This window comes from Selenomonas sp. AE3005 (genome assembly GCF_000686945.1).
Taxonomy (GTDB): Bacteria; Bacillota; Negativicutes; order Selenomonadales; family Selenomonadaceae; genus Selenomonas_A.
The window spans coordinates 25,010-35,418 of sequence record NZ_JMME01000020.1 but is presented as its reverse complement, the minus strand read 5'-3'; the positions used below and the strand labels follow the sequence as shown (position 1 = coordinate 35,418).

Annotated in this window: 11 protein-coding genes; all 11 read left to right on the top strand. The window is 46.0% G+C overall.

Annotation, left to right across the window (positions count from 1 at the left end):
- Window positions 1-199 precede the first annotated feature (199 nt).
- Entirely contained in the window at window positions 200-1,651 is a 1,452-nt protein-coding gene (locus tag DL94_RS0111295) for a hypothetical protein (RefSeq protein WP_028130247.1), read from the top strand.
- 62 nt (window positions 1,652-1,713) lie between these two features.
- The gene (locus DL94_RS0111290) at window positions 1,714-1,905 is read left to right on the top strand and encodes a hypothetical protein (RefSeq protein WP_028130246.1); all 192 of its coding nucleotides are present in this window, start codon (window positions 1,714-1,716) and stop codon (window positions 1,903-1,905) included.
- A complete protein-coding gene (locus DL94_RS0111285; protein ID WP_028130245.1) occupies window positions 1,905-2,315 on the top strand; it encodes a hypothetical protein in 411 nt (136 codons plus the stop codon). Before DL94_RS0111290 ends, DL94_RS0111285 begins: the two co-directional genes overlap by 1 nt.
- Window positions 2,315-4,468, top strand: a complete 2,154-nt coding sequence (locus DL94_RS0111280) for a portal protein (protein ID WP_028130244.1) — start codon at window positions 2,315-2,317, stop codon at window positions 4,466-4,468. Before DL94_RS0111285 ends, DL94_RS0111280 begins: the two co-directional genes overlap by 1 nt.
- Window positions 4,465-4,731, top strand: a complete 267-nt coding sequence (locus tag DL94_RS0111275; RefSeq protein ID WP_028130243.1) for a hypothetical protein — start codon at window positions 4,465-4,467, stop codon at window positions 4,729-4,731. The genes DL94_RS0111280 and DL94_RS0111275 overlap by 4 nt, the downstream gene beginning before the upstream one ends.
- Before the next feature lie 2 nt (window positions 4,732-4,733).
- On the top strand, window positions 4,734-5,834 hold the full coding sequence (locus tag DL94_RS0111270) for a hypothetical protein (RefSeq protein WP_028130242.1): 1,101 nt from the start codon (window positions 4,734-4,736) through the stop codon (window positions 5,832-5,834).
- A gap of 63 nt (window positions 5,835-5,897) precedes the next feature.
- Window positions 5,898-7,109, top strand: coding sequence for an SU10 major capsid protein (locus tag DL94_RS0111265; protein ID WP_028130241.1), 1,212 nt, complete (start codon window positions 5,898-5,900; stop codon window positions 7,107-7,109).
- A 69-nt stretch (window positions 7,110-7,178) separates the two neighbouring features.
- The gene (locus DL94_RS0111260; RefSeq protein WP_028130240.1) at window positions 7,179-7,481 is read left to right on the top strand and encodes a hypothetical protein; all 303 of its coding nucleotides are present in this window, start codon (window positions 7,179-7,181) and stop codon (window positions 7,479-7,481) included.
- Window positions 7,482-8,135, top strand: a complete 654-nt coding sequence (locus DL94_RS0111255) for a hypothetical protein (RefSeq protein WP_028130239.1) — start codon at window positions 7,482-7,484, stop codon at window positions 8,133-8,135.
- 9 nt (window positions 8,136-8,144) lie between these two features.
- On the top strand, window positions 8,145-8,615 hold the full coding sequence (locus DL94_RS0111250) for a hypothetical protein (RefSeq protein ID WP_028130238.1): 471 nt from the start codon (window positions 8,145-8,147) through the stop codon (window positions 8,613-8,615).
- Between the two features lie 12 nt (window positions 8,616-8,627).
- Window positions 8,628-10,403 carry a hypothetical protein gene (locus tag DL94_RS0111245; protein ID WP_028130237.1) on the top strand — a complete coding sequence of 592 codons (1,776 nt, stop codon included), beginning with the start codon at window positions 8,628-8,630 and terminating at the stop codon, window positions 10,401-10,403.
- The last annotated feature ends 6 nt before the right edge of the window (window positions 10,404-10,409 follow it).

The window sequence follows — 10,409 nt, the reverse complement described above, 5'->3', positions numbered from 1 at the left end:
AAAAACTGCAAGTCACACCTTGTGATGAAGGTTGAATCCTTCCCATAAGGTGTTATTTTGATGGTTTTGCGCCGGAAATACCCGTAAATGTACTGCATACAGTGGACAGATTTTAGGAAAGTGCCAAAAAATACGGGGTTTTACTTTATCTGACTAAAGGATTGTATTGCCTAGAGTGGACATGAAGGAATGAGGGACGATGTTAAGCGATTCACAGAAGGCAGAAGTAGCAGCATTCTTAGGCCAATATGTGCATGACCCATTAGGATTCGTATATGCTGCCTTTCCGTGGGGAGAAGGAGAGCTTGAAGGGCGTTCCCCTGATGAATGGCAAATAAACGTGCTGAAGGACATAGGCAATAACATAGCTGACATAGAGACAGTAACACGTGAGGCCGTCGGTTCCGGGAATGGTATCGGCAAATCCTGTCTAGTGGCATGGATAAACCTATGGGCGATATCTACACATGCAGACACAAGAGGTGTGGTTACTGCCAATACTGAATCACAGCTAAGGACAAAGACGTGGCCGGAGCTTGCCAAGTGGTATCGGCTCTTTATCGGCAGGGATTTGTTCAAGTACACCGCTACTTCTATATTCAGCACGCAGCCAGGTCATGATAAGACTTGGCGTATCGACTGCATACCGTGGTCAAAGGAGAACCCTGAAGCGTTCGCAGGTTTACATAACCAAGGGAACCGCATACTCATTGTGTTTGATGAGGCATCAGCTATCTATGATGAGATATGGCGAGTGACTGAGGGTGCTGTAACAGACGCAAACACGGAAATCCTGTGGTGTGCTTTTGGGAATCCGACACGAAACACAGGCAAGTTCTTCGACTGTTTCAATACTGAACGTGAGATATGGAGCACGTGGCAGGTTGATAGCCGTACCGTTGCGATATCCAATAAGAAACAGATAGCGCAATGGGAAGATGTGTACGGTGAGGAAAGCGACTTCTTTAAGGTACATGTGAGAGGCATGTTTCCTGCTGCAGAGGAGAATCAGTTAATCAGCCGTGAGTTGGTAGAGCTTGCAAGTGACAGGCGTTTAGAGGCACGAGAATATAGGCACGCACCTATAATTTTGGGTGTTGACCCTGCCTGGACGGGTGGGGACACCTTAGCAATTGTCATGCGTCAGGGACTCTATTCAAAGGTCTTAGCAGAAATACCCCGTAACGATAACGACATGGCAGTAGGGCGCAAGATAGCGCAGCTACAGGACGACTTATCAGCAAGTGCGGTATTCATCGACATGGGATACGGCACGGGGATATACAGTGTAGGCAAAGACATGGGACGTGAGAACTGGCGATTGGTCAACTTTGCGGAGAAGGCTGACGGCAAGGAGTATGCGAACAAGCGTGCTGAAATGTGGGGAGAGCTGAAGAAGTGGTTACAGGAAGGTGGCGCACTCAATAGCGAGAAGTTAGCGGATGAGCTGACAAGACCGGAGGCGTTCATCAACAAGCGTGGCAGGATTCAGCTAGAGTCTAAGGACGACATGAAGAAACGAGGACTTGCGTCGCCTAACCTTGCAGATGCGCTAGCGTTGACCTTTGCATTCCCCGTGAGGGTAAGCAGCAACGTAAGATATCGCAGGGCAAGGCGTGCAGGAAAATTCAAGAAGGTGGGTACCCTGTAGGTGGGGGACACCATAAATGTGGACGTGCTTGTAGGGGTTCCCTATACAGGAGGTACAAACAAATGAAATTCCGTAAAAAACCTGTGGTTATCGAGGCTTACCAAACTGACAAAGTTATGTACATCGAAACGTTAGAGGGGATTCATAAAGCAAATCCCGGAGATTGGATTATTACTGGGGTGCATGGTGAACAATATCCTTGCAAACCTGATATATTCGCTAAAACCTATGAAAAGGTTGAGGATGATGGATAATGCGAGTAGAACAAAATTTACTCACCATTGAAGAATTGGAGGCTTTGCTCTTTGAGTGGCAAGGCCGGTTATGCTTAACCGAATGGGATATTGTGCTAAAAATTGTTCGGCGTAGTGAGTTTGGCGAAGAAGATAATCAGGCCGACATTACTTACAACGAGTCGAGTGCCCAAGGTATTGTGCGGATACTTGACCCGATTGATTGGGATAATGACTTATTCAATCAAGATATGGAGAAGGCTTTAGTCCATGAACTTCTACATTTAATGTGGCATGATTTCGAGCCTGCTGATGAAGAATCACGGGAACATGTATTATGGCATAGAAGGCTTGAAACAACTGCTCGGATTATGGTGATGTTAAAACGTGGTGGATTAGCTAGGAGTATGGAGGATAAGGAGGTGAGATAGTGGACGACATTACACAGGAGGCACCTCAGTCGGTAGGTTTAAATACCGGCATACAGGAGACGGACAGCGAACGTCAGATTGAGCCGGATGAGGTATCACTGGACACTCTGAGTAAAGAGGAAAAGGATAAGATACTTCGGGCGTTTAAGCAGGGCAAGGACGTTGCGAATAACTATTATAAAACTGAGGTAGAGCCTAAAATTATAAAGCGTATGGAGCTGTACAAGGCAGATAAGAATTTGTACAAGAAAAAGTTCCCTGCGCTTTCTGAATTGAATAATTGGGTATCTAAGGATATCAAGACAACAGTTGATTGGATATTGCCTAATCTTATAGAGGTGTTCAATGGTACTGAGTCACCTGTGGAGATTCAAGGGCAGTCGATTGAGGATGATGATAACGCTAAGTTATTGCAGCAGCTCATTGACTACTTTGTGACCAAGAAGAATAACTTCTTCACGTTCTTGTATACCTTTGCCAAGGACGGGCTTGTTACTAACTTTGCCGTGGCTAAGGTGTATTGGAACCGGGAAGAAGAACGGCAGCCTATGCAGGTTATGGCAGACGCTCGAACCATGCAGATACTCTTGTTAGAGCAGGAGAACGGCAGGATTGAGATAAAGAATATTAAGCCTGTTGATGCTGCCGGTGATTATCTGCTTGTAGACTTTGACATTATCCATGTTAAATCGAATACGCCTATCTTAGAGAATATGAATCCTTCTGAATTGCGGTTTACGCATGAGGAAAGGGATATTCACGATGCGAAGTTTGTTGCACATCGTAAGATTGTCCGGGGTGACTATCTGAAACGCAAGGAGCTTGAACATGTCTATCAGAATGTGGATGAGGCGTTGGAGAAGGCCGAGGGAAAACCTTCCTACACCACGCTTGACATAAAGCATGATAAACGCATTGAGGATGTAAGTAATAAGCTCTCTGACGGCGATACGGCCTCCAAGGAATACGAGCTGTATGAGGCGTATCTGAAGGTGGATTACAACAACGATGGCGTGTATGAAAAGATTATCGTACATGTTGTTGGTGATACACTCTTGAAGGTACAGAAGAACACCTTTGAAATACCGCCGTTCTTTGTGTTCTCACCGGAGTATGAACCTTATGCGGTGTTCAATGAGGAAGGCTTTGCCGATGCATGGGAGCAGTTGCAGGATTTAAAGACGGCGTTGGTACGTCAGATTGTCATTAACACGGCGAAAAACAACCGTGGTCAGAAGTTCGTCAATGATTCTGTGGTGGATATGGACGCGCTTATGGACGGTGACGAATATGTGCCTATCCGTGATGGGAAAAACCCTGCTGAGGCCGTTATGTTCTCGCCACCGATTCCTACAGACCCAAGCGCAATGACACTTATCCAGTACGTTCAGAACGAATTGGAGAGCCAGTCAGGTTCAACACGGTACAATCAGGGCTTGGATTCTAAGAGCCTTAATATGACCGCAACGGGTATTAGTGCCATTATGGGTGCTGCCGATAAGAAAATTAAACTTATCGCTCGTATCCTGGCAGAGACAGCATGGATTCCCATTATTAAGTTCCTTGTGCTCTTGTGTCAGAAGTTTGTTGACGATGGGCAGGTTATCCGCTTGCTTAACCAAAACATTGTGGTACGGCGTGACCAGCTCAATATCGACTATGATTTGGTGGTCAACGTTGGACAGGGTGCCGGAACTAAGGAGGCAGGGATACAGTATAAACTGATGATGATTCAGCAGTTGTATCCTGTCTTGCAGAACGTGGGCATTGTAACTCCTCAGAGTTGGTATTCCATCGTCAAGGACTTGTTGGAGGACTTGGGCATAAGAACCACCACCAAGTACCTGTTAGACCCCAATTCACCGGAGTTCCAGCAAATGCAGGCACAACAGCAGCAGGCGGCACAAATGGAGCAGCAGAAACAGGAGGCTCTTGTACAGGCGCAGTTGCAGCTTAAAGAGAAGGATATCAACACTAAGCTGGCTACTAACCTTTCTGCTAAGTGGAATGAGTTGCCGGTGGATGCCAAGGTACAGGCTTTGGCTGCTATTGGTATTCAGACTACACCGGATAGTGTGGCTGCTAACGATTCTGTGTTGCGTGACTTCCAGTTGGAACAGGCACGGGCAAGAAGTTGGGGGTATAACCGGTGACACAGGAAGAAAAGCTGAAACGAGAAAAGGAAATCCGTTTAGGGCAGTTATGCGAGGAATGGATGGATAAGGTTGGCAAGGCGTTCTTTCAGAGTGAAAAAAAAGATATACTTGACTCTCTTGAAAAAGCCATGCCTAATGAGCTGCCAAGCGTACAAGCCCGGTATAAGGAAGTACAAAACCTAATGACACGGATAGCCAATATTATCAATGACAAGAACCGTGCGACACGTAAAGTGCATGAAGACAATAGGAGGGAATAAATGTGAAGGAATTTAAGATTGACCTACAGCTCTTTGCTGAAGGTGAGGAAGGGGATACGGGCACAGATACATCCGTAAATGCCCCTGAGACTTCCTCAGAGCCACAGGGAGAGCCTGCACCACAACAGGTAGAGGAAACACCTGCACCGGAGTTTGCATTGCGTAGAAACCCGGATACGGGGCGCATGGAGTTCTTGGATGGTGATGAGATTCAGCCTAAGCAGGATGAACCTGCTGAACCGGCGCAGGTCACACCTAATGCTTATAATGCAGACGAGCTGTTCAAAGACTTTGCTATGGGCAGGGTGGATGAAAGCCGTGTACCGCCTGAGCTTGAAGGGTATTATACATCCATCAAGACTCAGCAGGAGAACGCGCAGTTACGTCAGCAGGCGGCTATGCAGCAGATGGCACAGCCACAGGCACCGGCACAGCCTGCAGCACCTGTAGATAACAGTGCCAATATGGTGGCTGCCTATCAGCAGATGGAAAAATACGCAAGGGAAAAGGCATTCCACGACCTTGGTATTGCCAATGAGCAGGCTTTGGCTGATATGCAGTATTCTGATAACCCGGAAGATAAGCAGAAGTACGCAGTATTTAATACCGCAGTACAGCAGAATATGCAGCTTATCGGACAGGCAGTAGCTGAGCAGCAGGCGCGTGCTGTGGCTGAAGAACAGTCTACACGGCAGGAAGTAGAGCTTATCCGTAACGGCGTTATGGAGTATCAGAAGAATGAGCCGCATTTCAATGAGATTGACCAGCTGATGGGTTCCTATTGGCAGTCAATGCCGTATGAAAAGGCAACGAAAATTGTTCCCGTGCTTAATCGTGCGGTTCAGGTGTTCTCCGGTCAGCCGGGGGCAAGACTCCTGCCGAGTGATAAGGATGTACTCAATGAGTATTATCAGGAATGCAAGAAGGTATTCTACGCTAAGCAGACGGGTGTAGGCACTACGCCTAAGCCTGTAAAGCCTGCTGTTCCTAATGTGGAGCATACAGGGCAGGCCAGCAACACGCCGGAAGAAAGGGTAGATTGGACCGCAATGCGCGGCATGAATCCACGTCAGCGGCGTGAGTTCTTTATGAATCACATTTAATAATTTCAGTTGCGCAACTGACTTTATATATTTTGTTTTTAGATTTTAAACGAGGTGAAAAACATGGCTTCTTTGAAAGAAACTTCCACGTCACAGTCTGTGACCTATGAGGCAGTCGGCCTCAAAGATGACTACTCCGACATCATTACCAACATTGACCCGGAGCATAACTTTTTCCTGTCTGAGTTCGCACAGGGCAAGGACGCAACGCAGCTGCGTTTTAGCTGGTTCACTGAAAACCTGAAACCGCCCCGTCAGAATGCACACTTGGAAATGGAAGACTACGTAACGGCAAAGGTTGGTTCCACGGAACGCCGTGAGAATACCTGCCAGTTCTTCCTGACTTCCGGTAAGGTATCTGAGGCACAGCAGAAAACGGCCAAGTGGTATGCTAATGGTGATGAGTTCAAGCGTCAGAAACAGCTTGCTTTTGAACAGCATGCTCGTGACCTTGAATACGCACTGACCACCAATAAGGTATCCCGTCTTGAAAGCGGCGGTGTTCCGGCTCTGATGGGTGGTGTACCGTTCTTCATGCAGGAAGAATCCGTTGCTGTTACCTTCAACGCAACCACGGACGTTGTAACCTCTGCAAGCGCACACGGCCTGCTTACGGGTGACTTTGTGTACTTCTTGGGTGAAGGCAGTGCAACGCTGCCGACCGGCATTAGCGCAGGTGTAGAGTATTACATCCGCAAGCTGTCCGATACGACCTTTGAACTGTATCCGTCTATGGAAACGGCTATCACGGCTGACCAGGCTGATGCTACGCAGGCTGACCTTGCTAAGCACATCGCTTTGGGGACGGCAGGCAGCGGCACCATCAATATGCTGAAGAACAACATCATTGATGCTGAAAACGCTGAATACACCGAAGACCAAATCAACGACGTAATGGAAATGTGCTACAAGCGCGGTGGTAATCCGACTCTTGCGGTTATGTCCGGCCGTAACAAGCGTCGTTTCTCCAAAATCATCACCGGTCAGGCAACGAAACGCCGTGACCAGAAGGACAAGACCGTTACCAACGTTACGGATACTTATATCTCTGACTTTGGTACTATCACGGCCAAGGTACATCGTCAGTATGCCAATGACCGCATTGATATGCTTGATATGTCCCTGTGGGAAATCAAATACTTTACCCGTCCGCATGAAGTCACGAACCTGCCGAAAAAGGGTTCCTATGATGAGTTTGTGCTGGCATCCTGCATGGGTTTGCAGGGCACGCAGCCGAAAGCATCCGGCTCTATCGTCAATATCAAAATGGCCTAATGGCCGCAGGGAATAAGAAGGCCACTCTTTTAGGTAAGGGTGGCTTTTTTATTTCGATTGGAGGTTGTTATGCTTCTCAATCAGGAGCTTATAGAAGAAGACGGCAAAACAGTCTTACGCAATACCATTGATGTATCACAGGCTATAGCCAAGGCAAGAGAGGTTTCTGAAACCGGGGCAAGGGGTAAAAACATTGTTCCTCTAGGGTATATCCCTCCTGAGTATTGGAACTTTGACCCGTGGTTAAAGATGGCTAAAGAGGCAGCCCATGCCGGAGATAAGCACGAATACCAAAAGTACGTGCTGAAATTCTTTAAGGTACATCCTGAGTTTGCGGTGATTCGTGGTGCCAAGTATTGGAGTGGTGCATAAATGGAGGCATTAAGGGTGCTGCGGTTAGTGCGCCAAAAAGAGCAAGACAATAGTGAGGCAAAATATAGCGACTATGATATACAGGGCGCAGTAAATGAAACCTTGCGCTATCTGAATATCAGTCTTGCAAATAAGGGAAATGAGTACCTTCAGAAAATAGAAGTGTATGACCAAAACCTTATCAATGCGCAGATTACTGCAGAGAATGAAGAAAATGCAGAGGACGAGGAGTACATCCCTAAAGACCTTGTTGACTTTGCGGAGACAGGCGTTGCTTTGCCTGAAGATTATATATCACTGGTAGACGTTCAGAGAACTAGCGACGGCTATCATTTACATCCTGCTAGTTCGCTTTTTGAGGTCAGAAGTGATGATGGTTACGGTAAGTACATCATCATGGGTGACAAGATTTATATTAAGGGCAAGGCTTTTCAGCTTTGCTATTATCGTGTAATTCCCCCTGTAAAGGATTTTAAAGAAGACAAGATAGACCTGCCGGAGATTTGTCTTGACCCGGTAGTTAAACTTACACGTCTTGTGTTAAATAATGCAGACGTAGACACCATGACGCAGGCTGTTAATACAGCCGTCGAGCGTATAATGCCAAGGCGCAGGTACGCTAATTCACGGCAGAAAATGCCGTTCTCATTGTGAGGTGATGGTATGAAGGTCGAAGATGCGGTAGCTAGGCTGAAAACAGCTACTCATGATATTTCAGATGAATATACCACAGAAGAATGCATAGGGTTTCTTAATACCGCTATTCAGCAGGTGTGTTATCAGCTGATTGCAGGCGGTTCACCTCAGATGCTTAAACAGGTAACAGTACATAACCTAGAGTATTTGCCGGTTGATTTTGTTCGTCCGGCCGGTACGTATCCCATAAAACTAACGGGGCAATTGATTGAGTTCCTAGATGAAGATATGGAGGACTTGAAGGTTAGGTACTTTGCTACCAAGGAACCAATGGACAATACCACAGAGGATATGCCCTTTGTGCATGAGGAGATAAATGATATTGCCGTAAAGGTGGCCACGCTCATTGCGCTTAATCAGAATGAGTATGATGTGTCACAGGACAAGGCTATTATTGATGAGCTGAGGCAGGCAATTGCAACCGGTATGGCCGGATAAGGTGGTGAGGGTATGGCAGAGGAATCAAAAGCAAAAATACTGTTCGCCCCTGACCTGCCTACAGTTGTAAAAGGCGATGGTAGATATTTAATGACTATCCTGCGGCAGTTCTTAACGGAAACCGCAAGAGAAGTTAATCTTGCCAACGGCTTTACTGCAGAGGAAATAGATAGTGCTGACAAGGGTAAGATTGCAGCACCAAAAAACTTCCGGTTAATATTTGACCGCCTTGGTGGACACCTATCATGGAATCATATCTATGAAGTGGAAAGCCTAGCTTATTATGAGGTAAGGTCAAACACCAACGTTGGCAGCAATAGCGGATTGTTGGAACGTACACGGGACAATCAGTCTGACAAGCTGCCATTAACCTATGTTGGGCAAGTTTATCTGTTCGCTGTTACTAAGGACGGCAAGGTTAGTAATGGCACAGAAATTCGCTATACAAAAGCAAGGCCTGTAACCCCTGCGGATTTAGCACTCACCAAAGACCAACAGGGTACGTTGATTTCCTTTTTGGCTATTCCTTCAGACTGTATAGGTGCAAATGTATATGTCAATGAGCAACGTTTTGTATCCCCGGATAACCTTTTCCTCTATACCGGGACGGATGTAATAAAGAAAATACGAGTAGCCTATTATGACCAGTTTGGCGAAGGTGAAAGCGAAACTATTTATTGCATACTTCCTGATGTGGAAAACTTTATCGTAGAGCGCAATGGTTCACAGTTGTTCTTCTATTGGGATGCAGTACCTATTCATGCAGTACGTTATGTAGTAAAAGTTGGCGTTACCCCTAATTGGGATACGGCAATGACCATCTTTGAAACATCGGTTAATAAGCATCGGTATATTTATCCTAATGTGGGTAAATATTACATGATGATAAAAGCTGTAGACGAACATAATAATTACAGTGAAAATGCAGCCTATGTAGTTTTAGAGAACTTTGAAGATATACACAAGAATGTGATTATCTCTCTAAGCCAACTTGCTACAGGATATGCAGGAAATAAAATCAATCTATACTATGATGCATTCAATCAGGAAATAAAACTGGACACAGATGCCTTACATGGCGAATATATTATACCGGTGGAGTTACCTCAGAGGTACAGGGCAAGGAACTGGTTTGATTACAAGGTAATTGGTGAAACAGACAGTAACCTTGTATGGGAGGATTTAACATGGCCGTGGGATAGCAACGAGGCTGCTATAACAACATGGAACGGCGTTTTAGGCGACTTGAATGGTGTACAGGTAACTCATGAGATAGCACGGTTTACTGGTGCTGACCAAGACAACATTGTAGAAGTGTTTAGCATGGACAATGATGTAGATGGCGCAAAGGGAACAACAGCTGCGGTGTCCCGTCATGTTGATGACTTCCGTTCCGGAAGATGGCATGAAGGACTATTTATAAGTGACTTAACAAAGTTGTCTTATGAGGTGACTATCCCAAGGCGGTTTACAATCTGCTTTAACTTGACAATGAATCAAGTAATGGAAGATTGTCTAATCATGACCTTTAAGGGCACTGGTGGAAGTTTAGTATTGTCATACGATTCAACTGTTGGTGCGTTTGTCTTACGTGGTAGCGATGGCAAAGATATTATATTGCCAGTGAGTGTTAAGGAACGTGATTGGATTACCTTTGCGATAAGTCAATCTGACAACGTAAGAGAGTTGTTTGTTCATTCCTTCGGCTATAACAAGTATTGGCATGGACGGTTAGACGTTGTGCCTGTGGGTGTTTTTACGGAGCTATATTGTTCTCCGGCGTTATGAGGTGAT

What these genes read in the sequence shown, in the direction of transcription:
- DL94_RS0111245 (WP_028130237.1), top strand. Translation starts at nt 8,628, where the DNA reads ATGGCAGAGGAATCAAAAGCAAAAATACTGTTCGCCCCTGACCTGCCT.
- DL94_RS0111290 (WP_028130246.1), top strand. Translation starts at nt 1,714, where the DNA reads ATGAAATTCCGTAAAAAACCTGTGGTTATCGAGGCTTACCAAACTGAC.
- DL94_RS0111250 (WP_028130238.1), top strand. Translation starts at nt 8,145, where the DNA reads ATGAAGGTCGAAGATGCGGTAGCTAGGCTGAAAACAGCTACTCATGAT.
- DL94_RS0111255 (WP_028130239.1), top strand. Translation starts at nt 7,482, where the DNA reads ATGGAGGCATTAAGGGTGCTGCGGTTAGTGCGCCAAAAAGAGCAAGAC.
- DL94_RS0111265 (WP_028130241.1), top strand. Translation starts at nt 5,898, where the DNA reads ATGGCTTCTTTGAAAGAAACTTCCACGTCACAGTCTGTGACCTATGAG.
- DL94_RS0111285 (WP_028130245.1), top strand. Translation starts at nt 1,905, where the DNA reads ATGCGAGTAGAACAAAATTTACTCACCATTGAAGAATTGGAGGCTTTG.
- DL94_RS0111295 (WP_028130247.1), top strand. Translation starts at nt 200, where the DNA reads ATGTTAAGCGATTCACAGAAGGCAGAAGTAGCAGCATTCTTAGGCCAA.
- DL94_RS0111260 (WP_028130240.1), top strand. Translation starts at nt 7,179, where the DNA reads ATGCTTCTCAATCAGGAGCTTATAGAAGAAGACGGCAAAACAGTCTTA.